The organism is Amaricoccus sp., from assembly GCF_047602525.1.
In the GTDB taxonomy this organism is placed as follows: domain Bacteria; phylum Pseudomonadota; class Alphaproteobacteria; order Rhodobacterales; family Rhodobacteraceae; genus Amaricoccus.
On record NZ_JASGHB010000001.1, the window covers coordinates 2,079,968 to 2,106,653 of the forward strand.

30 protein-coding genes are annotated in these 26,686 nt (G+C 70.3%); 18 read left to right on the forward strand and 12 right to left on the reverse strand.

Annotation, left to right across the window (positions count from 1 at the left end):
* Nucleotide 1: 1 nt before the first annotated feature.
* From pstB to aroQ, 3 genes are all read left to right on the forward strand, one after another.
* Complete coding sequence (gene pstB / locus QM699_RS10790; RefSeq protein WP_415011128.1) at nt 2-808, forward strand: phosphate ABC transporter ATP-binding protein PstB; 807 nt, start codon at nt 2-4, stop codon at nt 806-808.
* Between the two features lie 11 nt (nt 809-819).
* Complete coding sequence (locus tag QM699_RS10795) at nt 820-1,101, forward strand: hypothetical protein (RefSeq protein ID WP_415011129.1); 282 nt, start codon at nt 820-822, stop codon at nt 1,099-1,101.
* Between the two features lie 192 nt (nt 1,102-1,293).
* A complete protein-coding gene (aroQ, locus tag QM699_RS10800; RefSeq protein ID WP_415011130.1) occupies nt 1,294-1,734 on the forward strand; it encodes a type II 3-dehydroquinate dehydratase in 441 nt (146 codons plus the stop codon).
* Here aroQ and QM699_RS10805 read toward each other — a convergent pair.
* Nucleotides 1,689-2,186: a DUF6314 family protein gene (locus QM699_RS10805; protein ID WP_415011131.1), complete on the reverse strand. Its 498-nt coding sequence runs from the start codon at nt 2,184-2,186 to the stop codon at nt 1,689-1,691. The two genes, aroQ and QM699_RS10805, sit on opposite strands and share 46 nt — an antisense overlap.
* A gap of 70 nt (nt 2,187-2,256) precedes the next feature.
* Here QM699_RS10805 and purB point away from each other — a divergent pair, with 70 nt between their 5' ends.
* Together purB and QM699_RS10815 are read left to right on the forward strand one after the other, a co-directional pair.
* Complete coding sequence (gene purB / locus QM699_RS10810) at nt 2,257-3,570, forward strand: adenylosuccinate lyase (protein ID WP_415011132.1); 1,314 nt, start codon at nt 2,257-2,259, stop codon at nt 3,568-3,570.
* A gap of 267 nt (nt 3,571-3,837) precedes the next feature.
* Nucleotides 3,838-4,341: a DNA-deoxyinosine glycosylase gene (locus tag QM699_RS10815; RefSeq protein WP_415011133.1), complete on the forward strand. Its 504-nt coding sequence runs from the start codon at nt 3,838-3,840 to the stop codon at nt 4,339-4,341.
* 22 nt (nt 4,342-4,363) lie between these two features.
* Here QM699_RS10815 and QM699_RS10820 read toward each other — a convergent pair whose 3' ends face one another.
* Nucleotides 4,364-4,687, reverse strand: coding sequence for a DUF1476 domain-containing protein (locus QM699_RS10820; RefSeq protein ID WP_415011134.1), 324 nt, complete (start codon nt 4,685-4,687; stop codon nt 4,364-4,366).
* Nucleotides 4,688-4,892: 205 nt separating this feature from the next.
* On the opposite strand from QM699_RS10820, the gene purC reads away from it, so the two are divergent.
* Genes purC through QM699_RS10845 form a run of 5 tightly spaced genes read left to right on the forward strand, consistent with a single transcriptional unit; the run spans nt 4,893 to nt 9,701 of the window.
* Complete coding sequence (gene purC / locus QM699_RS10825; protein WP_415011135.1) at nt 4,893-5,657, forward strand: phosphoribosylaminoimidazolesuccinocarboxamide synthase; 765 nt, start codon at nt 4,893-4,895, stop codon at nt 5,655-5,657.
* 12 nt (nt 5,658-5,669) lie between these two features.
* Nucleotides 5,670-5,909 carry a phosphoribosylformylglycinamidine synthase subunit PurS gene (purS, locus tag QM699_RS10830; protein ID WP_415011136.1) on the forward strand — a complete coding sequence of 80 codons (240 nt, stop codon included), beginning with the start codon at nt 5,670-5,672 and terminating at the stop codon, nt 5,907-5,909.
* Nucleotides 5,906-6,586: a phosphoribosylformylglycinamidine synthase subunit PurQ gene (gene purQ / locus QM699_RS10835; RefSeq protein ID WP_415011137.1), complete on the forward strand. Its 681-nt coding sequence runs from the start codon at nt 5,906-5,908 to the stop codon at nt 6,584-6,586. Before purS ends, purQ begins: the two co-directional genes overlap by 4 nt.
* A 10-nt stretch (nt 6,587-6,596) precedes the next feature.
* On the forward strand, nt 6,597-8,351 hold the full coding sequence (locus QM699_RS10840; RefSeq protein ID WP_415011138.1) for a sensor histidine kinase: 1,755 nt from the start codon (nt 6,597-6,599) through the stop codon (nt 8,349-8,351).
* Between the two features lie 6 nt (nt 8,352-8,357).
* On the forward strand, nt 8,358-9,701 hold the full coding sequence (locus tag QM699_RS10845; protein ID WP_415011139.1) for a sigma-54-dependent transcriptional regulator: 1,344 nt from the start codon (nt 8,358-8,360) through the stop codon (nt 9,699-9,701).
* Nucleotides 9,702-9,779: 78 nt separating this feature from the next.
* Here QM699_RS10845 and QM699_RS10850 read toward each other — a convergent pair whose 3' ends face one another.
* From QM699_RS10850 to QM699_RS10865, 4 genes are all read right to left on the reverse strand, one after another.
* Entirely contained in the window at nt 9,780-10,520 is a 741-nt protein-coding gene (locus QM699_RS10850; protein WP_415011140.1) for an SDR family oxidoreductase, read from the reverse strand.
* A 144-nt stretch (nt 10,521-10,664) separates the two neighbouring features.
* A complete protein-coding gene (locus QM699_RS10855) occupies nt 10,665-11,294 on the reverse strand; it encodes a 3-oxoacid CoA-transferase subunit B (RefSeq protein WP_415011141.1) in 630 nt (209 codons plus the stop codon).
* Nucleotides 11,294-11,581 carry a hypothetical protein gene (locus QM699_RS10860; RefSeq protein ID WP_415011142.1) on the reverse strand — a complete coding sequence of 96 codons (288 nt, stop codon included), beginning with the start codon at nt 11,579-11,581 and terminating at the stop codon, nt 11,294-11,296. The genes QM699_RS10855 and QM699_RS10860 overlap by 1 nt, the downstream gene beginning before the upstream one ends.
* 3 nt (nt 11,582-11,584) lie before the next feature.
* Nucleotides 11,585-12,283: a CoA transferase subunit A gene (locus QM699_RS10865; protein ID WP_415011143.1), complete on the reverse strand. Its 699-nt coding sequence runs from the start codon at nt 12,281-12,283 to the stop codon at nt 11,585-11,587.
* A 310-nt stretch (nt 12,284-12,593) separates the two neighbouring features.
* Between QM699_RS10865 and argC the strand changes: the two genes are divergently transcribed.
* From argC to ccmE, 3 genes are read left to right on the forward strand one after another with little or no spacing between them, the layout of a single operon-like run.
* Complete coding sequence (gene argC / locus QM699_RS10870; RefSeq protein ID WP_415011144.1) at nt 12,594-13,625, forward strand: N-acetyl-gamma-glutamyl-phosphate reductase; 1,032 nt, start codon at nt 12,594-12,596, stop codon at nt 13,623-13,625.
* A complete protein-coding gene (locus QM699_RS10875) occupies nt 13,622-14,461 on the forward strand; it encodes a YihY/virulence factor BrkB family protein (protein ID WP_415011145.1) in 840 nt (279 codons plus the stop codon). Before argC ends, QM699_RS10875 begins: the two co-directional genes overlap by 4 nt.
* A gap of 8 nt (nt 14,462-14,469) precedes the next feature.
* The gene (gene ccmE / locus QM699_RS10880; protein WP_415011146.1) at nt 14,470-14,931 is read left to right on the forward strand and encodes a cytochrome c maturation protein CcmE; all 462 of its coding nucleotides are present in this window, start codon (nt 14,470-14,472) and stop codon (nt 14,929-14,931) included.
* A 134-nt stretch (nt 14,932-15,065) separates the two neighbouring features.
* On the opposite strand, the gene QM699_RS10885 is transcribed toward ccmE, so the two are convergent.
* Nucleotides 15,066-15,809 carry a cytochrome c biogenesis CcdA family protein gene (locus QM699_RS10885; RefSeq protein ID WP_415011147.1) on the reverse strand — a complete coding sequence of 248 codons (744 nt, stop codon included), beginning with the start codon at nt 15,807-15,809 and terminating at the stop codon, nt 15,066-15,068.
* A gap of 110 nt (nt 15,810-15,919) precedes the next feature.
* On the opposite strand from QM699_RS10885, the gene QM699_RS10890 reads away from it, so the two are divergent.
* A complete protein-coding gene (locus tag QM699_RS10890) occupies nt 15,920-16,180 on the forward strand; it encodes a sulfurtransferase TusA family protein (RefSeq protein WP_415011148.1) in 261 nt (86 codons plus the stop codon).
* On the opposite strand, the gene QM699_RS10895 is transcribed toward QM699_RS10890, so the two are convergent.
* The 3 genes from QM699_RS10895 to QM699_RS10905 all read right to left on the reverse strand — a co-directional run bounded on the left by QM699_RS10895 (nt 16,170) and on the right by QM699_RS10905 (nt 19,583).
* A complete protein-coding gene (locus tag QM699_RS10895) occupies nt 16,170-16,886 on the reverse strand; it encodes a calcium-binding protein (protein WP_415011149.1) in 717 nt (238 codons plus the stop codon). The genes QM699_RS10890 and QM699_RS10895 overlap by 11 nt on opposite strands.
* A gap of 181 nt (nt 16,887-17,067) precedes the next feature.
* On the reverse strand, nt 17,068-18,117 hold the full coding sequence (locus tag QM699_RS10900; RefSeq protein WP_415011150.1) for a TIGR03032 family protein: 1,050 nt from the start codon (nt 18,115-18,117) through the stop codon (nt 17,068-17,070).
* A gap of 29 nt (nt 18,118-18,146) precedes the next feature.
* A complete protein-coding gene (locus QM699_RS10905) occupies nt 18,147-19,583 on the reverse strand; it encodes a Glu/Leu/Phe/Val family dehydrogenase (RefSeq protein ID WP_415011151.1) in 1,437 nt (478 codons plus the stop codon).
* 268 nt (nt 19,584-19,851) lie between these two features.
* Here QM699_RS10905 and QM699_RS10910 point away from each other — a divergent pair, with 268 nt between their 5' ends.
* A complete protein-coding gene (locus tag QM699_RS10910; RefSeq protein WP_415011152.1) occupies nt 19,852-20,202 on the forward strand; it encodes a hypothetical protein in 351 nt (116 codons plus the stop codon).
* Nucleotides 20,203-20,204: 2 nt separating this feature from the next.
* Here QM699_RS10910 and hrpB read toward each other — a convergent pair whose 3' ends face one another.
* On the reverse strand, nt 20,205-22,646 hold the full coding sequence (gene hrpB / locus QM699_RS10915) for an ATP-dependent helicase HrpB (protein WP_415012741.1): 2,442 nt from the start codon (nt 22,644-22,646) through the stop codon (nt 20,205-20,207).
* A 17-nt stretch (nt 22,647-22,663) separates the two neighbouring features.
* Nucleotides 22,664-23,383, reverse strand: coding sequence for a DUF3108 domain-containing protein (locus QM699_RS10920; protein ID WP_415011153.1), 720 nt, complete (start codon nt 23,381-23,383; stop codon nt 22,664-22,666).
* Between the two features lie 102 nt (nt 23,384-23,485).
* Between QM699_RS10920 and meaB the strand changes: the two genes are divergently transcribed.
* The 3 genes from meaB (at nt 23,486) to QM699_RS10935 (ending at nt 26,429) form a co-directional block, all read left to right on the forward strand.
* Nucleotides 23,486-24,478, forward strand: a complete 993-nt coding sequence (meaB, locus tag QM699_RS10925; protein ID WP_415011154.1) for a methylmalonyl Co-A mutase-associated GTPase MeaB — start codon at nt 23,486-23,488, stop codon at nt 24,476-24,478.
* A gap of 100 nt (nt 24,479-24,578) precedes the next feature.
* Nucleotides 24,579-24,866, forward strand: a complete 288-nt coding sequence (gene rpmB / locus QM699_RS10930; RefSeq protein ID WP_415011155.1) for a 50S ribosomal protein L28 — start codon at nt 24,579-24,581, stop codon at nt 24,864-24,866.
* Nucleotides 24,867-25,232: 366 nt separating this feature from the next.
* Nucleotides 25,233-26,429: a type III PLP-dependent enzyme gene (locus tag QM699_RS10935; RefSeq protein ID WP_415011156.1), complete on the forward strand. Its 1,197-nt coding sequence runs from the start codon at nt 25,233-25,235 to the stop codon at nt 26,427-26,429.
* Nucleotides 26,430-26,686: the final 257 nt, after the last annotated feature.

The window sequence follows — 26,686 nt, forward strand, 5'->3', positions numbered from 1 at the left end:
GATGGCGCACTCAGGCCTCCTCTCGTCGGTCCCCGCGGCCGAGCCCAGCCCGCCGGTGAAGATCTCCGCGACGGGCGTCTCGGCTTGGTACGGCCCCATTCGCGCGCTCGAGGATGTCAGCCTCGAGATCCCCGCCAACCGCGTGACCGCGCTGATCGGCCCCTCGGGCTGCGGCAAGACCACCTTCCTGCGCTGCCTCAACCGGATGAACGACATCATCCCCGGCACCCGCGTCACCGGCACCATCCGCCTCGACGGCGCCGACATCATGGCGCCCGAGGTCGACGTGGCCGAGCTGCGCACCCGCGTCGGCATGGTCTTCCAGAAGCCGAACCCGTTCCCGAAGTCGGTGTTCGAGAACGTCGCCTACGGCCCGCGCATCCACGGCCTCGCCCGCAGCCGCGCGGAACTGCGCGTCATCGTCGAGAGCGCGCTGCGCCACGCCGGCCTCTGGGACGAGGTGAAGGACCGCCTCTCCGGCCTCGGCACCGCGCTGTCCGGCGGGCAGCAGCAGCGGCTCTGCATCGCCCGTGCCATCGCCACCCAGCCCGAGGTGCTGCTGATGGACGAGCCGGCGGCCGCGCTCGATCCGATCGCCACATCGCTGATCGAGGCGCTGATCGACGCCCTGCGCGAGACCTACACCATCGTGGTCGTCACCCACTCGATGCAGCAGGCGGCGCGCATCAGCCAGCACACCGCCTTCCTCGACCACGGCCGCCTGGTCGAGACCGGCCGGACCACCGAGATCTTCTCGACCCCCCGCGAGAAGCAGACCGAAGACTACATCACCGGCAAGATCGGCTAGCGAGGAGCGACATGGCAGACAGCGGCAACCGCGGGATCGACCACCACACCCTCGCGGCCCTCGCCCGCGAGGTGGAGGACGCCGACCCGATCGCCTGGGGCGGCCTCGCCGTCGACCGCGAGACGGTCTATGACCTCATCGCCTCGCAGATCGCCGAGATGTTCCGCGGCTACGAGGCCGGCGGCGTCCCGCGCGACCGCCAGATGCTGATCGCCCTCGCCACGGTGGTGAAGCTCACGGTCGAGAACTTCGTCCTGCACCAGCGGGTCCTGCGCAACGAACGCGGCGAATAGGCCGCTGCCCCACCGGCCGCGGATGAACCCGATGTTCCTCCCGGCGCCAACTCGGAATTTGACGCTGCCATGCGCGGCGACGATAGTCGCGCCGGAAAAGCGAGACGTGCGCCGGGAGGGAGGCCGCCGAGCACCGCCAGCACCCGCCCGTGCGCGCCGCACCCGTTCCTGCCCTCTCCCAGCGAGACCCCGATGCCAAACCTCGTCTACGTCCTGAACGGCCCGAACCTGAACCTGCTCGGCAAGCGCCAGCCGCAGATCTACGGCCACGAAACCCTCGCCGACATCGAGCGCGACTGCACCGCGCTCGCCGCCGAGCTGGGCCTCGAGGTGCGATTCCTGCAATCGAACTGGGAGGGCCAGCTCATCGACTGGATCCACGAGGCCCGCGAGACCGCGGCCGGCATCGTGATGAATCCCGGCGCCTTCACCCACACGTCGGTGGCGATCCTTGACGCGCTCAACACCTTCGAGGGGGCTGTGATCGAGGTCCACATCTCGAATGTCCACAAGCGCGAGAGCTTCCGCCACCACTCCTACATCTCGCTGCGCGCCGATGGCATCATCGTCGGCTGCGGCACGCAGGGCTACCAGCTCGGCCTGCGACGGGTCGCGGCGCTCGTGACAGCCTGAGCCCCGGGGGAAGCACCGGCCTCGCCGAGGGGCGCCCCTCGCGCCGGCGCGTACCGGCTCACCATCGCATAGTCCTTCCGCGGCCCGCTGACCCGCCACTCGGCGAGCCAGCGCGGCCAGCCGCGAAAGTCGTAGCGCACCCGGTAGAGGTCCGGCGCGCAGGCATGCACCGCGCCGGACGTCGGCTCCTCCGCGTCGATCCGGTGAAAGAAACGGCCGTCCTCGAACAGCACCTCGATCGTCCCCGGGCCGCCGGCGCGCCAGAGATAGCGCCGGCTCGCCGCCATCGGCGCCGCGCCCTGAAGCGTGAGCGTGCCCGTCTCGACGTAGGCGAGCCCGTCGAGCACCGGCGCGAACACCGCCTCGCCGGCAAAGCGCCCGGTTCGCCCCGCCTTCACGTCCTCGATGTCGCGCTCGATCCGCCAGCGCCCCTCGAAGGCCCGCAGCTCCATCTCCGCCTCGCTTGTGCCGCCCCGCGGCCTTCAGTATCAGACCGCCGATCCGAACCGAAAGGCCACGCCGATGATCCCGCGCTACTCCCGCCCCGAGATGGTGAAGATCTGGGATCCCGCCACCCGGTTCCGCATCTGGTTCGAGATCGAGGCCCATGCGGCGGACGCCCAGGCGGAACTCGGCGTCATCCCGAAGGAGGCTGCCGCCGCAATCTGGACGGCGCGCGACGTGGAGTTCGACGTCGCCCGCATCGACGAGATCGAGGCGGTGACGAAGCATGACGTCATCGCCTTCCTCACCCACCTCGCCGAGCATGTCGGCGACGAGGCGCGCTTCGTCCATCAGGGCATGACCAGCTCGGACGTGCTCGACACCTGCCTGAACGTGCAGCTGGTGCGCGCCGCCGACATCCTGCTCGCCGATCTCGACGCCCTCCTCGCCGCCCTGAAGCGCCGCGCGTTCGAGCACAAGGACACCGTGACGATCGGCCGCAGCCACGGCATCCATGCCGAGCCGACGACCTTCGGGGTCAAGCTCGCGCAGGCCTATGCCGAATTCGCCCGCAACCGGGCCCGCCTCGTCGCCGCCCGGGCCGAGGTCGCGACCTGCGCGATCTCCGGCGCGGTCGGCACCTTCGCCAACATCGACCCGGCCGTCGAGGAGCACGTGGCAAAGGCCATGGGTCTGGCGCCGGAGCCGGTCTCGACCCAGGTCATCCCCCGCGACCGCCACGCGATGTTCTTCGCCACCCTCGGCGTCATCGCCTCGTCGATCGAGCGGCTGGCGACCGAGATCCGCCACCTGCAACGCACCGAAGTGCTCGAGGCCGAGGAATACTTCTCGCCCGGGCAGAAGGGCTCGTCCGCGATGCCCCACAAGCGCAACCCGGTGCTGACCGAGAACCTGACCGGCCTCGCCCGGCTCGTGCGTATGGCGGTCGTCCCGGCAATGGAGAACGTCGCCCTCTGGCACGAGCGCGACATCTCGCACTCCTCCGTCGAGCGCGCCATCGGCCCGGACGCGACGATCACCCTCGATTTCGCCCTCGCCCGGCTGACCGGAGTCGTGGAAAAGCTCCTCGTCTACCCGGACAACATGACCCGGAACATGAACAGGTTCCGCGGCCTCATCCACTCCCAGCGCGTGCTGCTCGCGCTGACCCAGAAGGGCGTCAGCCGCGAGGACAGCTATCGCCTCGTGCAGCGCAACGCGATGAAGGTCTGGGAGAAGGGGGCGGACTTCATGCAGGAACTCGAGGCCGACGCGGACGTGACCGCCGCCCTCTCGAAGCAGGAGATCGAGGCGCTGTTCGATCTCGGCTACCACACCAAGCACGTCGACACGATCTTCGCCCGCGTCTTCGGCGCAGCGCCCGCCGCCTGACCGGCGCGCCCGGAGGCGCGGGCGGGAGCCTCCGGCGGGAGTACTTTAACCAAGAAAAAGCCGGGTGCGTGCAAATCGACTTCGGATCGTGCCAGATACCCCGGCGGTACAGGCGGGAGCGCCGATGACCGCCCGAGGAAAAGGGGCAGGCGTCCCTGCCGCATGGCCGGACGCCTGCCCTGACCTGGGTCTTTTTCTCGGCGAAAGTACTCCCGCCGGAGGCCCCGGCTTCCCGGCCTCGGTCCGGCCGGGGGGGAGGCGCGACCCGTGACCGGGCGACACCGGCAGTTTCCCCCCGTCGTGGATGGCCGTACCCGCGTGCTGATCCTCGGCAGTCTGCCCGGCAGCGCCTCGCTCGCCGCGGGCGAATACTACGCCCACCCGCGGAACGCGTTCTGGCACCTGCTCGCCGGGATCGTCGGCACCGACCTGCCCGCGCTGCCCTACGCCGAGCGCCTCGCCGCCCTGCGCCGCGCCCGCATCGGCCTCTGGGACACGATCGCCACCGCCCGCCGGCAAGGTTCGCTCGACGCGGCGATCCGCGACCCGGAGGCGGCGGACCTTTTCGCCCTGCTGGAGCGCCTGCCCGACCTGCGGGCGATCGGCTTCAACGGGGCGACCGCCGCCCGTCACGGACGACGGTCGCTTGCCGGAGCGGGCCGGCTGCCGGAGCTGATCGACCTGCCGTCGTCCAGCCCGGCGCACGCCCGAATGACGCTCGCGGAGAAGCGCGCGCGCTGGGAGACGCTCGCCCGCCATCTCGGCGACTGAGCGCGACCCCGGGCGCGGCGGGCTATTCCTTCGGAAGCTCGGTCATCAGCTGGCTCTTCGCCAGCGCCAGCAGCTCGACCATCTTCGTGCGGATCTGCGTCTCGGTTGCCTTGTCGCCGAGATCGCCCGCGACCTTGCGATAGACATCGTGATCGCCGCTCTCGGCGAAATCCGACTTCACCACCTCATGGGCATAGGCGTCCGCCGCGTCGCCGGTCTTGCCGAGCAGCCCCGCTGCCCAGAGGCCGAGCAGGCGGTTGCGCCGGGCAACGGCCCTGAACTGCATCTCCTCGTCGTGGGCGAACTTGTTCTCGAAGCCCCGTTCCCGGTCGTCGAACGTCGTCATCGCGTGCTCCTCACGTGGCGCTTGAAAGCGGAGATAGACAATCGGCGGGCATCCCACAACCCGCTGGGCACAACCTAGCTGGCCACAACCCGCCGGCACAGGAGCAACGGCGCTTGCTCCCGTCGCCCCCGGGGTATAGTTACCCTGTAACCGGGAGGGACGGGCATTCCGCCCAGTCCTCCCTTGCGCGTTTCTGGAGACAGGTATGGCCCGACGCAGGCTGGTTTACGAGGGCAAGGCCAAGATTCTTTACGAAGGGCCCGAGCCGGACACCCTGATCCAGTACTTCAAGGACGAGGCGACCGCGTTCAACGCCCAGAAGAAAGCGGTGATCGAAGGCAAGGGCGTGCTCAACAACCGCCTCAGCGAGCACTTCATGACCGGGCTGAACGCCGTCGGCGTGCCGACCCACTTCATCCGCCGGCTGAACATGCGCGAGCAGCTGATCCGGCTCGTCGAGATGATCCCGCTCGAGGTCGTGGTGCGCAACTACGCCGCCGGCTCGCTCTCGAAGCGCCTCGGCATCCCCGAGGGCCAGCAGCTGCCGCGGCCGATCATCGAGTTCTACTACAAGGACGACGCGCTCGGCGATCCGCTGGTCTCCGAGGAGCACGTCATCGCCTTCAACTGGGCGAGCCAGCAGGACATCGACGACATGATCGCGCTCGCGCTCCGCGTGAACGACTTCCTGTCGGGCATGTTCCTCGGCGTCGGCATCCGGCTCATCGACTTCAAGATCGAGATCGGCCGGGTCTATGACGGCGACTTCCAGCGGCTGATCGTCGCCGACGAGATCTCGCCCGACAGCTGCCGGCTCTGGGACATCGAGACGGGGCGCAAGCTCGACAAGGACGTGTTCCGCCAGGATCTCGGCAACCTCTCCGATGCGTATACCGAGGTGGCAAAGCGCCTCGGCGTCATGCCCAAGACCAACGGCCGCGCCCATTCCGGCCCGAAACTCGTCAACTGAGCTGGTGAACCCATGAAGGCGCGCGTCCATGTCACGCTGAAGCCCGGCGTCCTCGATCCCCAGGGCGAGGCGGTGCGCCACGCGCTCGGCTCCCTCGGCTTCGACGGCGTGGGCGAGGTCCGCATCGGCAAGGTCATCGAGGTCGAGCTCGACGGAGCCGATGCCGGCAGTGCCGAGACGCGCGTCCGCGAGATGTGCGAGAAGCTGCTGGCGAACACGGTGATCGAGAATTACGCGGTGGAGATTTCATGAGCTTCAAGGCCGGCGTCGTCGTCTTCCCCGGATCGAACTGCGACCGCGACCTCGCCGTGGCCCTGCGCGGGGCGGGCGCCGACGTGGCGATGGTCTGGCACAAGGAGACGGCGCTCCCCGCCGGCCTCGACCTGGTGGCGGTGCCGGGCGGCTTCTCGTTCGGCGACTACCTGCGCTGCGGTGCGATCGCCGCGCGCTCGCCGGTCATGCGCGCGGTCAACGCGTTCGCGGGCGCGGGCGGCCATGTGCTCGGGGTCTGCAACGGGTTCCAGGTGCTGATCGAAGCCGGCCTGCTGCCGGGCGCGCTCATGCGCAACGCCGGCCTGCGCTTCGTCTGCGCCCCCGCGGCGCTCCAGGTGGCGACGACCAACAGTCCGTTCACCCACGGCTATGGCAAGGGCGAGATCGTCACCTTTCCGATCGCCCACCACGACGGCAGCTTTCTCGCCGACCCCGCCACCCTCGCCCGGCTCGAGGGCGACGACCGCATCGCCTTCCGCTACGCCGCGAACCCGAACGGCTCGGCGGACTCGATCGCCGGCATCCTCTCGGCGAACCGCCGCGTGCTCGGCCTGATGCCGCACCCGGAGCGCGCGGTCGATCCCGCCCACGGCGGTACGGACGGCCTGCGGCTGTTCGCCGGCCTCGGAGCCCTGGCCGCCCTGGCGGGCGCCTGAAGGCACGGCGATGGCCGCCGCCGAAACGACCGCCCCCCGCCACCGGCCCAGCCGGCTCTGGATGCGGTTCGGGCTGCTCGCCTCGGCGGTCGTCATGGCGCTCGTCATCTGGGCGAGCAACGCCTATCTCACCACCGCGTTCAGCGAGGACCAGAACGCCGACGCCACCGTCCGGGCCACGCTCTACGCCGGCTCGATCCAGTCGACGATGCAGCGGCATTCCGTGGTGCCGCTGCTGCTTGCCCGCGACCCGATCCTCATCACCGCGCTGCACACGGGGGAGTATCAGGGCGCCGAGGACCGCCTGCGCAACTTCAAGCAGGAGATCGGCGCCGGCTCGATCTTCCTGCTCGATGCCGACGGCCGCATCGTCGCGGCCTCCGACGCGCGGCCCCGGGAGCAGTACGACGGCGACAAGGCGTATTTCACCGCGGCCAAGGCCGACACCGGCACGGTCTTCTCGATCATCGAGAACGACGATGGCGCCTATTCCTTCCACTACGCCCGCCGCATCGTCGAGGACGAGAAGCTGCTCGGCGTCGTCGTCGTCACCGTCGACCTCGGCGCCCACGAGGAAGGCTGGCGCCGCGCCGGGGTGAAGGTCGTCGTCACCGACAGCGACGATCAGGTGCTGCTCGCCTCCGAGCCGAACTGGCGGCAGAAGACCCTCTCGAACCTGCTCGCCCCGGGCCCCGACCCCTCGCGCGTGCTGCGTGCGCTGCAGGAGGCGCGCAAGAGCTTCGGCTCGCCCGCCTATGTCTACATCGCCGGCACGCCGCACCTCGTCGCCGAGGTGCCCGTCGGCTTCCGCAACTGGCGGCTCACCTACTTCGCCACGCTCGAGGACGTGCGCGTCCGGGTGAACGCGGTGCTCTCGCTCATCATCATGGTGCTGGCGCTGCTGCTGGCGCTCGGCTTCTACCTGCTGTCGCGGCGCACCCGCGCCGAAAGCCGCCGCATCCAGCGCGAGTCCGAGGAGCTGCGCGTGCTGAACCGCCGGCTCTCGGCCGAGATCGGCGCGCGCAAGCGGGTGGAGAAGGACCTGAAGGAAGCCGAGCAGAGCCTCGAACAGGCGTCGAAGCTCGCCGCCCTCGGCCAGATGTCCGCTGCCGTCTCCCACGAGCTGAACCAGCCGCTCGCGGCGATGAAGACCTACCTCGCCGGCGCCCGCCTGCTGCTCACCCGCCGGCGGCCGGAGGAGGCGCTGACCAGCTTCCAGCGCATCGACGACCTGATCGACCGGATGGGCAGCATCACCCGGCAGCTCAAGTCCTACGCCCGCAAGGGCGACCTCGACGTCGAGGCCGTCGACCTGCGCGACAGCGTGCGCACCGCGCTCGCCATGATGGCGCCGCAGCTCGGCAAGATGGCGGTGTCGATCCAGACCACCCTGCCGTCCGAGGCGGCGGTGGTGATGGCCGACCCGCTCCGCATCGAGCAGATCATCGTCAACCTGCTGCGCAATGCCCTCGACGCGGTGCGGGTCCGCGACACCAAGGAGATCAAGATCCTGCTCGTCGCCACCGGCGAGACCATCCTGCTTTCGATCGAGGACAACGGGACCGGGCTGCGCGATCCCGACAAGCTCTTCGAACCCTTCTACACCACCAAGAAACCCGGGGAGGGCCTCGGGCTCGGCCTCGCGATCTCCGCGGGCTTCGCGGCGGAGCTCGGCGGCCGGCTCGTCGCCCGCAACGCACCCGACGCGGGCGCGGTGTTCGAGCTGGTCCTGCCGCGCGCCCGCGCCGCCCAGGCTGCCGAGTGATGGAACATGAGTGAAAAATCCAAGGTCGCGATCATCGACGACGAAGCCGACATGCGCGAGAGCGTGTCGCAATGGCTCGAGCTGTCCGGCTTCGAGACCGTCACCTTCGAGGCGGCCGAGCCGGCGCTGAAGGTGATCGGCCCGGACTTCCCCGGCGTCGTCATCACCGACATCCGGATGCCGGGCATGGACGGCATGGCGCTGCTCCGCCGGCTGCAATCCGTCGACCCCGGCCTGCCGGTGATCCTGATGACCGGCCACGGCGACGTGCCGATGGCGGTCGAGGCGATGCGCATCGGCTGCTACGACTTCATGGAGAAGCCGTTCGACCCCGACCGCCTCGCCGATCTCTGCCAGAAGGGCGGCGAGGCCCGCGCGCGCACGCTTGAGACCCGGGCGCTGCGCCGCGAACTCTCCGACGGCAACGTGGTGATGCGCCGCCTGATGGGCTCCTCGCCGCTGATCGAGCGGCTGCGCGAGACCATCCTCGACGTGGCGCAGGCCGACGGCCACGTGCTGATCCTCGGCGAGACCGGCACCGGCAAGAGCCTGATCGCCAAGGCGCTGCATGCCTCGGGCCCACGCGGCGGCAAGCCCTTCATCACGCTCAACTGCGCCTCGATCGCCCCCGACCTGATCGAGCCGATCCTCTTCGGCGGCCCCGACTGGCCCGAGAAGCCGTTCATCGACCAGGCCGAGGGCGGCACGCTCTGCCTCGAGGACATCGAGGCCCTGCCTGCCTCCGCGCAGGCCCGCCTGCTCGACGCGATCAACGCCAACGACACCGTGACCGGCGGCGCGCGGCACAACGTGCGCATCACCGCCGTCTCCAGCCGGCTCGCCAACGGCACGCCGCCGGCCGAGGTGCTGCGCGACGACCTCTATTTCCGCCTTGCCGGCCTCGTCATCGAGGCCCCGCCCCTGCGCTCCCGCGGCGAGGACATCCTGACGCTCTTCTCGCACTTCACCGTACAGTTCGCCGAGGAATACGGCTGCGAGCCGCCGACACTCGGCGCCGGCGACGCCGCGAACCTCGTGCAGGCGCCCTGGCCCGGCAACATCCGCCAGCTCATCAACCTCGCCGAGCGCGCGGTGCTGCAGGCGCGCCGGGGCGAGAGCAACATCTCGGCGCTCCTGATCGACGACGGCTTTCAGGCCCCGGCGATCGCGCTCGACGCGGAGAAGCCGCTGAAGGAGCACGTCGATGCCTTCGAGAAGATGCTGATCGACCACGCCCTGCGCCGCAACTCCGGCAACGTCTCGGCCGTCATGGCCGAGCTAGCGCTGCCGCGCCGCACGCTGAACGAGAAGATGGCGAAGTACGGCCTGAGCCGGCAGGACTATCTCTAAGCGACGGGCAGCGGAGGCGCCTGCTCAACGTCGCCATCGGATGCGCGCAGCCGCTGGATCCGCCCGGCGGCCCGCCTGTCAGTACGTCGCCCGGCCCCCGGACAGGTCGAAGACCGCGCCCGTGGTGAACGAGTTGTCCTCCGAGGCGAGCCACGCGATCATCGCCGCCGCCTCGTCCACCTCGAGGAACCGGCCGCGGGGGATGCGGGAGAGCATGTAGTCGATGTGCTCCTGCTTCATCTGCTCGAAGATCTTCGTCCGCGCCGCGGCGGGCGTCACGCAGTTGACGGCGATGTTCTTGCCCGCCGTCTCCTTGCCCAGCGATTTCGTCAGCGCGATCACCCCGGCCTTCGACGCGGAATAGGCGGCGGCGTTCGGGTTGCCCTCCTTGCCGGCGATCGAGGCGACGTTGACGATGCGGCCATAGCCCGCGGCGATCATGTGCGGCACCACCGCGCGGCAGACGTGGAAGACGCCGTTCAGGTTGATCGCGATCACCCGGTTCCACTCGGCCAGATCGTAGTCCCACAGCGTCGCGTTGGCGCCCGCGATGCCGGCGTTGGCCACCGCGATGTCGATGTGCCCGTCGGCCGCCACCACCTCGGCCGCCGCCGCCACCACCGCCGCGGCGTCGGTCTGGTCGACGACCAGCGCGCGCGCGCCGATCGCGGCGGCGGTCTCCTCGACCAGGCCCGCGTCGCGATCCCAGAGCCAGACCGTCGCGCCGCTGTCGATGAACCGTTCCGCCACCGCCCGGCCGATGCCCTGCGCCCCGCCGGTGACGACCGCCACCCGGCCCTCGAGGTCGATCCGGTTCATTTCCATCCCCTTTTGCCGTTGAGTGCAGAAAGCCCGGAGGACGGCACCCCCGGGCTTGCCAAGTCCTGCAGACGGACCACCGCGTGAAATCTAGCCGGGCACCATCAGGTGCCTGCCAACCGCTTCCCGCGGGAGTCCCCTATCTCACGCCACCAGCGTCGCTTCGGTCGAAGCCTTTACCTCGTCCTCGGTCACGCCGTCGGCGATCTCGACGATCTTCAGGCCGCCGTCCACCACGTCGAACACCCCGAGGTTGGTGATGATCCGGTCGACCACCGCCTTGCCGGTCAGCGGCAGCGTGCAGTCCTTCAGGAGCTTGCTCTCGCCGTGCTTCGAGGCGTGGTCCATCACCACCACCACCCGCTTCACCCCGGCCACGAGGTCCATGGCGCCGCCCATGCCCTTCACCAGCTTCTTCGGGATCATCCAGTTCGCCAGGTCGCCCGTCTCGGAGACCTCCATCGCGCCGAGGATCGCCATGTCGATCTTGCCGCCGCGGATCATCGCGAAGCTGTCGGCCGAGGAGAAGTAGGAGGTCCGGTCCAGCTCGGTGATCGTCTGCTTGCCGGCGTTGATGAGGTCGGCGTCGATGTTTTCCTCGGTCGGGAACGGTCCCATGCCGAGCATGCCGTTCTCCGACTGCAGCGTCACGTCGACGCCGGCGGGAATGTAGTTCGAGACCAGCGTCGGGATGCCGATCCCGAGGTTCACGTACATCCCGTCCTTGAGTTCCTGGGCCGCCCGGGCGGCCATCTGGTTGCGATCCCACGGCATCAGCGACGCTTCCCCTTCTTGTTGCGCGGCTCCAGCTCGATCTCTTCCTCGAAGGTTACGAGTTCTTCCTCGTACGCCCCGCCGTCGATCGAAGTCGCCGCCAGCATGAACGAATTGAGATTGCTGGCACAGGCGGCCATGTAGGCCGCCAGCATCTGCGGATTGGCGCGCGCATAGCCGGCGCCGAACAGCGCGTCGAGCTTCACGACGCCGGCGTCGATGAACTCGTTCGAGAACGCGATCGCCGTCTCGGCCGGGCCCTGCTCCTCCGTCTCCTCGGGAAACATCGCTCAGGCCGCCCGGATGGTGCGCTGCTCGATGCGCTTCTCGTGCGGGCCCTGGATGATCCGGTGCACGAAGATCCCGGGCGTGTGGATGTTGTCGGGGTCGAGGCTGCCCACCGGCACGATTTCCTCGACCTCGGCGACGCAGACCTTGCCGCAGGTGGCGGCGTTCGGATTGAAGTTCCGCGCCGTCTTGCGGTAGACGAGATTGCCCTGCGCGTCGCCCTTCCACGCCTTGACGATCGAGAGATCGGCGACGATGCCGCGCTCGAGGATGTAGGTCTGGCCGTCGAAGACCTTTTCCTCCTTGCCCTCGGCGATCACCGTGCCGACGCCGGTCTTGGTGTAGAAGCCCGGGATCCCGGCGCCGCCCGCCCGCATCCGCTCGGCCAGCGTGCCCTGCGGGTTGAATTCCAGCTCCAGCTCGCCGGACAGGTACTGCCGCATGAACTCGGCGTTCTCGCCGACGTAGGACGAGATCATCTTCCTCACCTGCCGCGTCTGCAGCAGCACGCCGAGGCCGAAGTCGTCGACGCCCGCGTTGTTCGAGGCGACGGTCAGCTCCTTCACACCCGAGTCGCGGATGGCCGCGATCAGCAGCTCCGGGATGCCGCAAAGGCCAAATCCGCCGGCGGCGATGGTCATTCCGTCCTTGAGCAGCCCGTCGAGCGCGTCAGCCGCCGTCTCATAGACCTTCCGCTTCATGCCAAGCATCTCCCCCGTGGTCGCGCGTCCGGATCTTCCTTCCGGAACTGCCGGGGGGTGTCAAGGGTAAGGGACAGCCCCGCGCCGGGCGGCGGAATCGCGTTCGAAACAGGAAAAGCGCGCCACTGGCGCAGCTTGGCCGAAGCGGCCTGCCGGCCGCGGCCGCCGTCTCGGGTGCGCGCGTCCGACCGATGACGCCACGGCAGTCGTCCGCCTTCGCACCCGCGCGCGCGGGGTCCAACGGGCCGCATTGATCGCCGTTGCGCTTTCCCGTAAACCGGCGCCGCAGCGCGAGAGGGGACCGCGAGCCATGACTGAGACCTGCAACGTCGCGATCCTCGGGGCGAGCGGCTACACCGGCGCCGAGCTGGTCCGCCTGATCGCCACGCACCCGCGGCTCCGCATCCGGGCGATGACCGCCGACCGCAAGGCCGGCCAGAGCTATGGCGACGTCTTCCCGCACCTGCGCCACCTCGACCTGCCGACGCTCATCCCCATCGACGCCGTTGATTTCTCCGGCATCGACCTCGCGTTCTGCGCCCTGCCGCATGCGACGAGCCAGGAGGTGATCGCCAAGCTGCCGCGCGACCTCAAGGTCGTCGACCTCTCCGCCGACTTCCGCCTCCGTGACCCGGCGGTCTACGAGACGTGGTATGGCCACCCCCACCTCGCGCTCGATCTGCAGGCCGAGGCGGTCTATGGCCTGACCGAGTTCTACCGCGACGAAATCCGCGCGACACGGCTCTGCGCCGGCACCGGCTGCAACGCCGCGACCGGGCTCTACGGCTTGCTGCCGCTGCTCAAGGCCGGCGTCATCGACCCGGACGACATCATCATCGACCTCGCCACCGGCGTCTCCGGCGCCGGCCGCTCGCCCAAGGAGGGCTCGCTGCACGCCGAGGTGTCGGAAGGCTTCCACGCCTACAACGTGGCCAAGCACCGCCACCTCGCCGAGTTCGACCAGGAATTCTCCAGGGCCGCCGGCCGCGAGGTCGAGGTGACGTTCGTCCCCCACCTGCTGCCGCAGAACCGCGGCATCCTCGCGACGATCTACGTCCGTGGCGAGGCGCAGGCGATCCACGCGGCGCTGGCCTCCGCCTACGCCGACGAGCCGTTCCTGGTCGTCCTGCCCTTCGGCGAGGCGCCGGCCACCCGGCACGTCCGCGGCTCGAACTTCGTCCACCTCGGTGTCATTCCCGATCGCCGGCCCGGCCGCGTGATGGTGTTCTCCACCCTCGACAACCTGACCAAGGGCTCGTCCGGGCAGGCGCTGCAGAACGCGAACCTCATGCTCGGCCTGCCCGAGACCATGGGCCTGATGGCGGCGCCGCTCTTCCCGTGAAGCGCGTCCTCGTCCAGCTCCGCCGCTGGTTCCGCGTCCTCTGGGTCGCGGCCGACCGGTTCAACCGGAACGACGGCTCGCCGATGGCGGGCTTCATCGCGTTTTCCTGCCTGCTGTCGCTGTTCCCGTTCCTGATCTTCGCCGCGACGCTGACCGGCATCCTGGTCGGCGCCGATCGGTCGGACTCGATCATCGAGGCGATCTTCGACATCGCGCCGGAGCACGTCGCCATGACGCTCGCGCCGGTGGCCGAGGAGGTGCTCTCGAAGCAGTCGAACGAGGTGCTGACCCTCTCGGCGCTCTTCGCGATCTGGGTCGCGTCCGGCGCGGTCGAGGCGTTCCGCATCGCCTTCGACCGCGCCTATGCAGTGCCGGACCCGCGCGGCTTCATCCAGAACCGGGCGCTCGCCATCGGCCTCGTCTTCATCGGTGCCATCGTCGCGGCCCTGCTCGGCGTCTCGATCCTGTTCAGCCCGCTGATCCTGCACTTTCTCGACAATGTCCTGATGATCCCGGTGCCGCCCGCGGCGGGGCTCATCACCTACATCTTCGGCGTGCTGGTCTTCATCGCCTTCCTGCTCATCATGCACAGGGTGCTGCCCGGGCGGCACATGAAGAATTCGCGCCTCTGGCCGGGGGTGCTCGTCTCGACCTTCCTCTGGCTTGCCATGGCGATCGGCTTCTCGATCTACCTCAGCTACACCCCGACCTATTCCGTCACCTACGGCGCGCTGGCCGGCGTGATGATAACGCTGATGTTCTTCTATATGACCGGCGCCACGATTATATACGGCGCCGAGGTCAACGCCGCGCTGAACCACTTCGGCGACCAGTGAGAGGCCAGATGGCTGTCGGACTGAAAAAGCGACGCCGCATCCAGCTCGTCATCGCCGCCGCGGTCCTGCTCGCGGTGGCGACCGGGCTCGTCGGCTATGCCATGCGCGATGGCATCGAGTTCTTCCGCTCCCCGAGCCAGGTCGCAGCCACCCCGGTGCCGGAGGGCGAACGCTTCCGCCTTGGCGGGCTGGTGGCCGAAGGGTCGGTCGTCCGTGACGGCGGCGAGGTCCGCTTCACCGTCACCGACGGCGGCGCCAGCCTGCCGGTGATCTTCAAGGGGATCCCGCCGGACCTGTTCCGCGAGGGCCAGGGCGTCGTCGCAACCGGCCGCATCGAGGGCGGCACCTTCGTCGCGAGCGAGATCCTCGCGAAGCACGACGAGAACTACATGCCCAAGGAAGTGGCCGACGCCCTCAAGGCACAGGGCCTGTTCCACCCCGACGACCCGGGCAGCAAGCCGGACAGCTGACCGAAGCCGCACCGCGCATCAGCCGCGTGCGCCTTGCCGCGGGTGGGACGAACTCGCAGGCGCGAGCGCGTGCTCCGGTCGTCTGGCGCCAGTCTGCGCTCGTCAGGACAGTGGTGCGCCTCGCGCGACGCCGCTCATCCCACCCGCGCCAGCCACGGAAACGTCTCGAGCAGCCAGAAGGACAGGCCGCTGAACCCGCCCGTCAGCATCAGCACGCCGACCAGCACCAGAAGCGCGCCCATCACCCGCTCGATCGTGCCCATGTGCCGCTTCATCCCGCGCATCAGCCGCATCGCCCGGCCGAGGAACACCGCGGTCAGCACGAAGGGGATGCCGAGGCCGAGCGCGTAGGCGCCCATCATGAGCAGGCCGCGGCCGGTCGAGCCCTGCTGCATCGCCACCGACAGGATGGTGCCGAGCACCGGCCCGATGCAGGGGGTCCAGCCGAAGGCGAAGGCGAGGCCGAAGACGTAGGCGCCGAGCGGCGTCCCGGGCTCGCCTCCCGCCTCCAGCCGCGCCTCGCGCGCAAGGATCGGCACGCGGATCACATGCAGGAAATGCAGGCCGAAGACGATGATGACCAGCCCCGCGGCGATGCCCAGCTCGCGCTGCCAGTCGAGCAGCGCCCGCCCCAGCGCCGAGGCGGCGAAGCCCATCATCAGGAACACGGTGGCGAGCCCGAGGACGAAGAAGATCGCCGCCATGACCACCCGCCCGTCGCGCCGCTCGGCCTCGTCGAGGCTCGATCCCGCCATGAACGCCAGATAGGGCGGCACGATCGGCAGGACGCAGGGCGAGAGAAAGCTCAGGAGCCCCGCGACGACCGCCACGAGCAGCGCAGGGGCGAGCGAGGCGTCCCAGAGGCTTATTCCGAACATGCGAGGCAATCCCGGCCGAGGTCGCCGGCACCCTAGCCGCTCGCCCCGCCGCCGTCATCCCGCACTCGCCGCAAATTGACCTCGGCGCCCGGCGGCGGTAGCCCGACGGCATGGACCCGGATGCCTCCTCCGACGCCGCAGTCGAGATCGACGCCCGCGGGCTGCTCTGCCCGCTGCCGGTGCTGCGCCTGCGCCGCCGGCTCGTGCCGCTTCGCCCCGGCGCGCTCGTCCGTCTGCTCGCCGATGACCCGGCGGCCATCCTCGACGTGCCGCACTTCTGCGCCCAGTCTGGGCACGACCTGCTCGACGAGACGCCGCTGCCCGATGGTGGCAACGCCTACCTCGTGCGTCGCGGCCCGGTCACAGGATGAAGCCCTGCATCCGATAGGCGACCCGCACCGGCGTGGTGTTCGAGGTGTAGAGGATCGTGTCGTTCAGGTCGCCGCCGTCGAAAGTGTCGTGCCCGGCGCCGCCATCCAGCGTGTCATCGCCATAGCCGCCGAAAATCGTGCCGGCTCCCGCCAGGCCGCGTATCAGGGTGTTGCCACTCCCGCCGACGATGACATTGTCCAGCCCGTTCCCGACCCCGGTTACGGAGGCTTGGATCGTCATGTTCTCGAAGTTGCCTCCCAGCGTGCAGTCGATCATCGCGGTGATCGTGTCGGTTCCGCCGTCTGCGCCTTCGACCAGCACGTCGGACTCGTCGCCAACCGTAGTCATATAGCCGTCGTCGCCGGCGCCGCCGATCAGGGCGTCAATGCCCGCCTGGCCTTGCAGCCGGTCGTCGCCGTCCCCGCCCACCAGCGAGTCCCTTCCCTCGCCGCCGCGCAGCCCGTCATTCCCGACATCGCCGAAAAGCCGGTCGTTGCCAGTCATGCCATACAGGGCGTCATTGCCCTCGCCGCCGAAGAGGCTGTCGTTGTTCCCGCCCGACAGAATATAGTCGCCGCCGCCGTTGCCATAGATCGTGTCGGCGCCGGGTCCCGGAAGCGCCCCCACGGGGTCGGCGACGACACCCGGGCTGTTGCCGCTGGACTGGATGTAGTCGGACTCGTTGGTCCCCGTGAACGTCGGCATCGGCTTCTCCCCCTAAAGTGCATCCGAAGAAAAGAGGGATATGGCGCTGAACACACCCGAATAGAGAGATATATCACAAATGAAATCGCTAACGGCCCCCCCCAAGACCGTTAGCCTAAGTTAGCACGACGTCGGCTCAAGGGCAATCCAACTGTCGGAATAAGGCCGATCCGGCAGGATTTTACATCGTCCTTTCCGGTGCAACGAACTTGATGTGCAGACGGGTCTCCTCCGGTTGCAGCGCCATCGGGCTGATGATGCCGGGCAGGGCCACCACGTCGTAGAGTTCCTGAACCGGCCCGCGGATCGCCAGGCGGTGCTCGATGTCGCCGGTCGTCAGGTTGACCACCGCGAGATGGCAGAGCGGCGGCACGCCTTCGCGCTCCAGCCGCTCCTTCAACGCCAGGCCGTCGAACGTGCGATCCTCGCGCGGGCACGATACCCCGATCACCGCGTGGTCGCCGACGAAGGCCATGCCGCGCGCGAAGCCCTGCAGGAAACAGACCGGCTCGAAGCGGCCGGTGTCGAGCGCCACGTGGCCGAGCTCGCCCGTCCCGGTCTGCAGCACCCAGAGCCGGCCGCGGTGGAGGCGCGGCGAATGCGGCATGGAAAGCCCCGTCGCCACCGCCTCGCCGCTCGCCACGTCGAGCACCACGCCGCCGTCGCCGCGCCGCTCGCGCCAAGCGTCGACGAGGTTGGTGCGCGCGACGCAGGTGACATAGGCCGGGCGGCCGTCCCGCATGGCGAGGCCGTTCAGGTGACAGCGATCCTCTGCCGCCAGCCGGTCGATGAACGGCGGCTGCCAGACCGGCGCGAAGCTCGCGCGCTCGGCGAACGTCGCGAGACAGTTGAACCGCGTGGCGACGAAGATCGGCCGCCCCGCGGCGTCGGGGTGGATGTCGTGAATGTCGATGTCGCCCGTCGAATAGCCCGCGACCGGCGACAGCACGGCGTCATGGCCGTTCCGCGTCTGGCCCGCTTCGAGAAAGTTCTCGAAGCGCCAGAGCTGGTAGAGCGAGGACATCCAGAGGGTGCCGCCCGGTCCCGTGCCGAGGCCCATGCAGCGCGGAAAGCTGCGGGTCTGGATCGTCAGGCGCCGATCCGGCCCGACCCCGATGAGAAAGAGCTTGCCGGCCCGATAGGTGGTGAACGCGAGGCTCGTCCGCGCCTCGGCGAGCCACGGCGCGAAGAGCCGCGACGCGACCAGCTCGGTTGCGGTGCCCTCGCCCACCGACGCGCCTCCCGCCGGATCTGCCGCCACTACAGCCCCTTCGAGCGATAGCTCGCCGCCACCCGCTCGATCGACACGAGATAGGCCGCGACCCGCAGGTCCTCCACGTCCTTGCGGGCGTGCCAGACCTCGCGCATCGACTGGTAGGCGGTGCGCATCGTGTCGTCGAGGCCCGAGCGGACCAGCTCCAGCTCGCCCGCCCCGTGCAGGTACTCCGACTTGAAGCGGTCGGTGAAGCCGAGCTTGTCACCCGTCGCCTCCTTCAGCAGGCGGTCGAGCTCGGAGACGAGCAGCGCGTGCTGTGCCTCCTCCTGCCGCCGCTGCATCCGGCCGAAGCGGATGTGGGAGAGGTTCTTCACCCACTCGAAATAGCTCACCGTCACGCCGCCGGCGTTGGCATAGAGGTCCGGGATGATGACCGTCCCCTTGGCCCGCAGGATGTCGTCGGCGCCGGCGGTGATCGGCCCGTTCGCCGCCTCGATGATCAGCGGCGCCTTGATCCGGTCGGCGTTGGCCAGGTTGATGACCGACTCCATCGCCGCCGGAATCAGGATGTCGCAGGGCTCTTCCAGCACCGCGGCGCCGTCGACGGCATAGGTGCCGGCGGGGAAGTCCTTCACGCCGCCGGTTGCGCCGACGTGGGTCTTCAGGAACTCGATCGGCAGCCCGTCGGGGTTCATCACCGCCCCGTCGCGCTCGACCACGGCGACGATCCTGGCGCCGTCCTCCTCCGAGAGGAACTTCGCCGCGTGATAGCCGACGTTGCCGAGGCCCTGCACGATCACCCGCTTGCCGTCGAGCCCGCCGGAGAGGCCGGCCCGCGCCACGTCCTCCGGGTGGCGGAAGAACTCGCGCAGCGCGTACTGGATGCCCCGCCCCGTGGCCTCGACCCGCCCGGCGATGCCGCCCGCGTTCAGCGGCTTGCCGGTCACGCAGGCGCCGGCGTTGATATCGGTGGTGTTCATCCGGCGGTACTGGTCGGCGATCCACGCCATCTCGCGCTCGCCCGTGCCCATGTCCGGGGCCGGCACGTTCTGGCTCGGGTTGATGAGATCGCGCTTGGCCAGCTCATAGGCGAAGCGCCGGGTGATCTGCTCCAGCTCGTGCTCGCTCCACTCCCGCGGGTCGATCCGGAGACCGCCCTTGGAGCCGCCGAACGGCACCTCGACCAGGCTGCACTTGTAGGTCATCAGCGCCGCCAGCGCCTCGACCTCATCCTGATGCACGGTCATGGCATAGCGGATCCCGCCCTTGACCGGCTCCATGTGCTCGGAATGCACGCTGCGATACCCGGTGAACGTGTGGAGCGCGCCGCGCAGCCGCACGCCGAACCGCACGGTGTAGGTCGAATTGCAGACCCGGATCTTCTCTTCGAGCCCGGGCGACAGATCCATGAGGCACACGGCCCGGTTGAACATGACATCGACGGATTCGCGGAAACTCGGTTCGCGAAGCGGGGCGTTCATTCTGGCGTCCTCCCCGGACACGCGGCCTTCTCCGGCCGCCGTCGGGAGCTTAAGCGGCGCAACGCAGTCCGGGCAAGCCGCGAAGGACCGCCCGGGGAATGCGGCGAAAAGTGCGGCGCAGCAAGTCGTATGCCTTTGTATTCTATACTAACAACTTCGCCTGACGCATGGTAGCCATGCGAAATGCTGCATTGCAATGCGACCGCCCGAGGATCATCCTCTCTCTGAAGGCGCGAACCGTCGCGCCAAGGGTTCAGGAGTTCCAGTCATGCTGAAGACCGCGCTCGCCGTTGCACTCGCGACAGCCGCCCTGCCCGCCTTCGCGGGCGACGTGCGGACCTCGACGCCGATCGAGGCAAAGACGCTCACGACCGACAACCTGCAGATGGTCGCCTACTTCGTGCCGAAGGCCGGGGACCTCTACGAGGTGACGGCGACCTGGGTCGATGCCGACGGCGACTCGCCGCACCGGCTGGTGATGGGCCTCGACGATGGCGAGCGGGTGAGCTTCTCGCTGCCCGGCCACAAGGAGACGCTGTTCACCTTCGCCCGCGAGATCGACGCCCTGACGATCTCGACGACGCCCACGGACGGCGAGATCCGCAACGCCAGCCTCTGACGTCAGGTCCCGCGCGGCTTTGCCCGCCGGGTCGCCACCGCCTCGGCCGGATTCTCCGGCCACGGGTGCCGCGGATAGCGGCCGCGCAGATCCCGGCGCACGTCGGCGTAGGACGTGCGCCAGAAGCCCGGCAGGTCGGCGGTGGTCTGCACCGGCCGCTGCGCCGGGGACAGCAGTTCGATGACGACCGGAATGCGCTCCGGCCCGAGCGTCGGATGCTCGGTCAGCCCGAACAGCTCCTGCAGCCGCACCGACACCCGCGGCGCCGCGCCCGAGTAATCCACGGCCAGCGTCGTGCCGGTCGGCGCGGTGAGGCTCGGCGGCGCCAGCCTGTCGAGCCGCTGCCGCCCGTCGCGCCCCAGCCGCGCATCGAGCGCCCCGGCGAGGTCGACGCGACCAAGGTCCGCCGCCCGGCCGATGCCGGCGAGCCAAGCTCCCAGCCAGTCGTCGAGATCGCCGAGCAGCCCCGCGTCGGAAAAGTCCGGCAGCTCCGGCGCGCCGTGCGCCCGCAGCCACTCCACCCGCCCCGCCAGCCGCCGCAGCGCCGGGGTCCAGGGCAGCGCCTCGAGCCCGAGGTCGCGGATCCCGGCCGCGAGGGCCCGCGCCACCGCCTCGGGCGGCGCCGCGCGCCACGGTCGGTCCTCGAGCACCAGCGCGCCGAGCCGCAGCCGCTCGCGCGCGACCACCGCCTTCTCCCGCCGCGACCACTCGCACACCGTTTCCGCAGTCAGCCGCCCGGCATGGAGCGCCCGCAGGTCGCTCTCCGCCAGCGGCAGCGCCAGCCGCACCACCGCCTCGCGCGGGTCGCCGTCGAGGTCGGCCGCGACGAGAAACGGCGCGAGCCCCAGCGCATCGTCTGGCGGCAGCACCGCGCCCTTGCCGTTCGCCAGCAGATAGCGCGGCGCCTCGCCCGGCCGCCGCTGGCCGATCCGGTCGGGAAAGGCCAGCGACAGCGCCGCTCCGGGCGACAGCGCCGCGCCGGCGGGCGACAGCGCCCGGAGCCGCTTCGCCTCGATCCGCACCGCGGCGACGGCTGCCGGATCGGCGGGGCGGCGCCCGGCCAGCGCATCGAGCCGGAGCGTGAGGTCGACCGGCGGCCGCCGCCCCTCGCCGCGCAGCGGGTCGCGCGCCTCGACGAGCGCCGCGAGGTCCGCCGCCGGCTTGCCCGCGACCAGCAGCATGTGCCCGACCCGCGGATGCGCCGGCAGCGCGGCGAGCGCCCGCCCGTGCGCCGTGATCCGCCCGTCGGCCCCGAGCGCGCCCAACGCCCCGAGCAGCGCCCGCGCTTCGGCAAAGGCCGGCGCGGGCGGCGGGGTCAGGAACGCGAGCCCGTCCGGGCTCGCCGCGCCCCACGCCGCCAGCTCCAGCGCCAGCGGCGCGAGATCCGCGCTCGCGATCTCGGGCGGGGCGTGCAGCGGCAGCGCGCCTTCCTCGCCCTTCGTCCACAGCCGATAGCAGCGCCCGGGCGCCACCCGCCCCGCGCGCCCGCGCCGCTGTTCCGCCTCGGCCCGGCTCACCCGCTCGGTGACGAGCCGCGCCATGCCCGAGCCGGGATCGTACCGCGATCGCCGCGCCCGGCCGGCGTCGACCACCACGCGCACGTCGGGGATGGTGAGCGAGGTCTCGGCGATCGCCGTCGACAGCACCAGCCGCCGCCCGCGCTCGAGCGGCGCCAGCACCGCGCGCTGCGCCGCGAACGGCAGCCCGCCGTGCAGCTGCTGCAACACCACCCCCGCCGGCAGCCGCCCGGCCAGCCTCGCCGCCACCCGTCCGATCTCGCCCTGCCCGGGCAGGAAGACCAGCACGCCGCCCTCGCTCTCTTTCAGCGCGTCGAGCGTCACCACCGCCACCGCGTCCTCCAGCCGGGCCGCATCGGCGCTCCACGGCCGGCCGAGCCAGACCGTCTCGACCGGAAACGCCCGGCCCTCCGCCGTCACCACCGGCGCCCCGATCATCCCGGCCACTGGGCCGGCATCGAGCGTCGCCGACATCACCAGCAGCTTCAGGTCGGGCCGCAGCGCGCCCTTCGCCTCCAGCGTCAGCGCGAGGCCCAGGTCGGCCTGCAGGCTGCGCTCGTGGAACTCGTCGAAGATCACGCAGCCGACGCCGGGCAGGTCGGGCGCCGACTGCAGCATCCGCGTGAGGATGCCCTCCGTCACCACCTCGATCCGGGCGCCCGCGACGGCTTCGCCGCGCATCCGGTAGCCGACCGATGCGCCCGGCCGTTCGCCCAGGCCCTCCGCCAGCCGCTCCGCGGCCGCCCGCGCCGCCACCCGCCGCGGCTCGAGCATCACCACCTTGCCCACGACGCCCGCTTCGATCAGCGCCAGCGGCACCCGCGTGGTCTTGCCTGCCCCCGGCGGGGCCTGCAGCACCGCCGCGCCGCCCGCAAGCGCCGCCACGAGCGCCGGCAGAACCGGCTCGATCGGCAGCGCCGGCTCGATCGGCAGCGCCACGGGCCTCAGCCCTTGCGGGCGACGACCGCCGTGCCGAAGTTCGTCGGCGCCTCGATCCGCTGCGCCCTCGCGATGCCGTCCGCGCCCACCGTGAAGGTGAGGGTGAAGGGAAAGCTCGTCTTGTCGAGCGTGCCGAGCGACTCGCCCTTCATCCGGGTGTACGTGCCCTTGCAGGTCAGCGTGGACCCTTTCGCCTGCGCCGGCCCCACCTTCAGCCGCGAGCGCCGCGATCCGTCGAACATGTCGACCGTGACGTTGCACGCCTGCGCCTTCGGCATGTCGCGCAGCAGCCGGAACGTCGCCGACACCGGATCGAGGGTGCCGCCCTGCTCCGCCGGGTCGGCGTTGTCGTCGCGCGGCGGCACGATCGTGACCTTGGTCGGCGTGCCGCCCTTCCAGTCGATCGTCGTCTCGCGCACCGCCCGCGACGACTTCGACTTGGCCTGGAACCACGCCGGGACCACCGTCCCGTCCGCCGCCACCGTGCCGTTCGCCTTGCCGTGGAAGAAGAAGCTGGTGAAGAACCCGACAAGACCCGTCGCGTCCACGTCCGCCGTCGCGCTGTAACTCGTCCCCGAGGTGGTCGAGCTCATCGCCATCGTGCCGACCGGCAGGCCCGCCACGCTGAAGCTGAAGCTCGCTGCCTCCGCCGGCACACCGCTTGCGCCGGCCAGGCACACGGCTAAGGCGACGAGGCCGCCACGGACACGATTGGACAACGGCATCGGGTTTTTTCCTCGCGTTCAACCGGGACAGCCGCAGCGAGGTATGCCAAAGAGGCCCCGCGAGGTGAAGGCCCGTAAGGCTTGGTTCGGCGGAGGTGACGCTTGCGTGAGGCGGAGGCGGAGGCACAGGCGCTCGGCGCCCGGGTGGCGGAGGGCGACCGCCGCGCGCTCGCCCGCGCGATCACGCTGGTTGAATCGACCCGTGCCGACCATCGCGACGCCGCGCGCGCCCTGCTCGCCGCCCTGCCCGCCCGCCCGGCGCTCCGCGTCGGGCTGACCGGCACGCCGGGCGTCGGCAAGTCGAGCTTCATCGAGGCGCTCGGGATGCAGCTCGCCGCCGCCGGGCACCGCCTCGCCGTGCTGGCGGTCGACCCCTCGTCGGGCCGCTCCGGCGGCTCGATCCTCGGCGACAAGACCCGCATGTCCGAGCTTGCCCGTCAGCCGAACGCCTACATCCGGCCGTCGCCGAGCCAGACCACCCTCGGCGGCGTCGCCCGCCGCACCCGCGAGGCGATCCGCGTGGTCGAGGCCTGGGGCGCCGACGTGGTGCTGGTCGAGACCGTCGGCGTCGGCCAGTCGGAGACCATGGTCGCCGAGATGACCGATGTCTTCGTCCTGCTCATCGCGCCCGCCGGCGGCGACGAGCTGCAGGGGGTGAAGCGCGGCATCATGGAGATGGCCGACCTCCTGCTCGTCAACAAGGCCGACGGTGCGCTCGAGCCGCAGGCGCGGCGCACCTGCGCCGACTATGCCGGCGCCCTGCGCCTGATCCGACCGCGACCGGGCGACCCGGCCGGCTGGCCGCGCGCGATGACCGTCTCCGCCGCCACCGGCACCAGCCTGCCGGAGGCGTGGGCGGCCATCGACGGGCTCGCCGCCGCCCGCCGCGCCGCCGGCACCTTCGACGCCCGCCGTCGCGCCCAGGCCGAGGCCTGGTTCGCCCACGCCCTCGAGACCGGCCTCCTCGCGCGCCTCGCCGCGCACCCCGGCATCGGCGATCTCCGCCGCCGGCTCGCCGCGCAGGTCGCCACCGGCGCCCTCGCCCCGGAGGCCGCCGCCGACGCGGTGCTCGACGCATGGGTGCGTGGCGGCTGATGTGGTCTTGACGCGCGGCACCCCAGCCTGTATGCGGCGCCCTCGACAATTGCCCCGGCTCGCGTCGTGGGCCACCCCGAGATCTGCAAGGACCGAACCCATGTCGCGCCGCTGCGAACTGACCGGCAAGAGCCCGATGGTTGGCCACAATGTGAGCCACGCCAACAACAAGACCAAGCGGCGCTTCCTGCCGAACCTCAACGACGTCACGCTGACCAGCGAGACCCTCGGCCAGGCCCACCGCTTCCGCATCTCCGCGTCGGCGCTGCGCACCGTCGACCACCGCGGCGGCCTCGACGCCTTCCTCGCGGCGGCGCCCGACGCCGAGCTGTCGACGAAGGCGCTGAAGCTGAAGCGCGAGATCGCCAAGGCGCAGACGGCCGCCTGATCGACGCACCCCGGTTTTTCCAGTGACGCCGCCGCGGCTCCCCGCGGCGGCGTCACTGATTCGCGCGCTCTGCCGGCTCCGTCAGATCCGCCGCGCCGGCCAAGATGAGCTCCCGCGATTATGGTTATGATTTAACAGAATTTTAATGAACTCGGCCCCCACCGGGCCAAGATACCGAAAAAATGTGCCGGCCGGTCCGTTTTACGCTTGATTGCGACGGACGCTGGCCTCATATGCGGCTCACGACGCCAACGCACGCGCCTCTGTAAGGTCCCCTCGCGGGAGAACTCACGTAGCGACGGTAACGTCTCTTTTGGGAACTCCGGGGTTCATACCCCCCGGGACTGATGGAGATGCGCATGCGACATGCTGCCGCTTTTGCGGGCAAGCCCGCTCGAACTCTTTTCCGACAACCACCCGTCCGTGTCCGCGGTCAGCGCGGCGCAGGATGCGTGCATCCGCGCGACCGACTTCGACCGCCCGACGGTCGTCTTCGATCTCGACATGCTGCGCGCCAAGTACCGCGCCCTCGACACCGGCCTCGCGACCGCGTCGATCCACTATGCGGTCAAGGCGAACCCGGCCCCCGAGGTGATCGCCGCCGTCGCCGCCGAGGGCGGCCGCTTCGACTGCGCCTCGCGCGGCGAGATCGACCTGTGCCTGTCGCTCGGCATCCCGGCCGACCGCATCGCCTTCGGCAACACCATCAAGCGGACCGGCGACATCGCCCATGCCTTTGCCGCCGGCGTGGAGCAGTTCGCCGCCGACGCCGAGGAAGAGATCTACAAGCTCGCCGAGCACGCGCCCGGCGCGCGCGTCATCATCCGCATGCTGGTGGAGGCGTCGGAGGCCGACTGGCCGCTCAGCCGCAAGTTCGGCTGCTCGCGCCGCGAGGCGCTGCGCCTGATGGATCTCGGCCGCTATCTCGGCCTCGACATCGCCGGCATCTCGTTCCACCCGGGCAGCCAGGTGCGCGAGCCGCGCATGTGGGCCTCGGCGCTCGACGCCGCGCATGCCCTGTGGACCGCGGCGGCGGACGTCGGCCATGAGCTGCGCATCCTCAACATCGGCGGCGGTTTCCCGGCGTTCTACGGCGAGCCGATGCTGCGCACCGAGGCGTATGCGGCCGAGGTGATGAGCATGGTGCGCCACCGCTTCGGCACCGACGTTCACGTCATGGCCGAGCCGGGCCGCGGCCTCGTCGCCGAGGCGGGCGTCATCGTCGCCGAGGTGCTGCTCGTCGCCCGCAAGGACGCCGACGACCTCGCGCGCTGGGTGTTCCTCGACATCGGCAAGTTCTCGGGCCTCGCCGAGACGATGGACGAGGCGATCCGCTACCAGTTCGAGACGCGCCACGACGATGCCGAGACCGGCTCGTGCATCCTCGCCGGCCCGTCCTGCGACTCCGCCGACGTGCTCTACGAGAAGCGCCCAGTGCAGCTGCCGCTCGACCTGGAGGCGGGGGACAAGATCCGCATCCTCTGCACCGGCGCCTATACCACGAGCTACTCGTCGGTCGGCTTCAACGGCTTCCCGCCGCTCGCCACTGTCTTCGTGAACTGACCATCCGCGCCGGCGGCCCGATCCGGGCCGCCGGGCCCTCCAGCCGCCGCCCGCCGGGGCCGCGGCCTGTGGTCAACGAAGATTGACCGCACCTTACCCGCCAGAACTATAGCCTTGCATTTCAGCGTGATACCAGCCGCATCACGCGTGAAGTCCACGCCTTGCGGCGGGTGCGCCCTCTGGACTCCTCCGCCTCGGCCGGCCCATTCTCCGCGCGCAACCCGGGAGACCTTCATGGCGACGGACGCCGCGCGCCC

Coding starts and splice junctions, on each gene's coding strand:
- QM699_RS10895 (WP_415011149.1), bottom strand. CDS start 16,886: ATGCCGACGTTCACGGGGACCAACGAGTCCGACTACATCCAGTCCAGC.
- QM699_RS10885 (WP_415011147.1), bottom strand. CDS start 15,809: ATGTTCGGAATAAGCCTCTGGGACGCCTCGCTCGCCCCTGCGCTGCTC.
- QM699_RS10865 (WP_415011143.1), bottom strand. CDS start 12,283: ATGAAGCGGAAGGTCTATGAGACGGCGGCTGACGCGCTCGACGGGCTG.
- rpmB (WP_415011155.1), top strand. CDS start 24,579: ATGTCGCGCCGCTGCGAACTGACCGGCAAGAGCCCGATGGTTGGCCAC.
- QM699_RS10805 (WP_415011131.1), bottom strand. CDS start 2,186: ATGGAGCTGCGGGCCTTCGAGGGGCGCTGGCGGATCGAGCGCGACATC.
- aroQ (WP_415011130.1), top strand. CDS start 1,294: ATGCCAAACCTCGTCTACGTCCTGAACGGCCCGAACCTGAACCTGCTC.
- purB (WP_415011132.1), top strand. CDS start 2,257: ATGATCCCGCGCTACTCCCGCCCCGAGATGGTGAAGATCTGGGATCCC.
- pstB (WP_415011128.1), top strand. CDS start 2: ATGGCGCACTCAGGCCTCCTCTCGTCGGTCCCCGCGGCCGAGCCCAGC.
- purS (WP_415011136.1), top strand. CDS start 5,670: ATGAAGGCGCGCGTCCATGTCACGCTGAAGCCCGGCGTCCTCGATCCC.
- QM699_RS10860 (WP_415011142.1), bottom strand. CDS start 11,581: ATGTTTCCCGAGGAGACGGAGGAGCAGGGCCCGGCCGAGACGGCGATC.
- purQ (WP_415011137.1), top strand. CDS start 5,906: ATGAGCTTCAAGGCCGGCGTCGTCGTCTTCCCCGGATCGAACTGCGAC.
- QM699_RS10890 (WP_415011148.1), top strand. CDS start 15,920: ATGGACCCGGATGCCTCCTCCGACGCCGCAGTCGAGATCGACGCCCGC.
- QM699_RS10905 (WP_415011151.1), bottom strand. CDS start 19,583: ATGAACGCCCCGCTTCGCGAACCGAGTTTCCGCGAATCCGTCGATGTC.
- QM699_RS10820 (WP_415011134.1), bottom strand. CDS start 4,687: ATGACGACGTTCGACGACCGGGAACGGGGCTTCGAGAACAAGTTCGCC.
- ccmE (WP_415011146.1), top strand. CDS start 14,470: ATGGCTGTCGGACTGAAAAAGCGACGCCGCATCCAGCTCGTCATCGCC.
- QM699_RS10920 (WP_415011153.1), bottom strand. CDS start 23,383: ATGCCGTTGTCCAATCGTGTCCGTGGCGGCCTCGTCGCCTTAGCCGTG.
- QM699_RS10795 (WP_415011129.1), top strand. CDS start 820: ATGGCAGACAGCGGCAACCGCGGGATCGACCACCACACCCTCGCGGCC.
- argC (WP_415011144.1), top strand. CDS start 12,594: ATGACTGAGACCTGCAACGTCGCGATCCTCGGGGCGAGCGGCTACACC.
- QM699_RS10850 (WP_415011140.1), bottom strand. CDS start 10,520: ATGAACCGGATCGACCTCGAGGGCCGGGTGGCGGTCGTCACCGGCGGG.
- QM699_RS10840 (WP_415011138.1), top strand. CDS start 6,597: ATGGCCGCCGCCGAAACGACCGCCCCCCGCCACCGGCCCAGCCGGCTC.
- purC (WP_415011135.1), top strand. CDS start 4,893: ATGGCCCGACGCAGGCTGGTTTACGAGGGCAAGGCCAAGATTCTTTAC.
- QM699_RS10855 (WP_415011141.1), bottom strand. CDS start 11,294: ATGCCGTGGGATCGCAACCAGATGGCCGCCCGGGCGGCCCAGGAACTC.
- QM699_RS10845 (WP_415011139.1), top strand. CDS start 8,358: ATGAGTGAAAAATCCAAGGTCGCGATCATCGACGACGAAGCCGACATG.
- QM699_RS10935 (WP_415011156.1), top strand. CDS start 25,233: ATGCTGCCGCTTTTGCGGGCAAGCCCGCTCGAACTCTTTTCCGACAAC.
- QM699_RS10910 (WP_415011152.1), top strand. CDS start 19,852: ATGCTGAAGACCGCGCTCGCCGTTGCACTCGCGACAGCCGCCCTGCCC.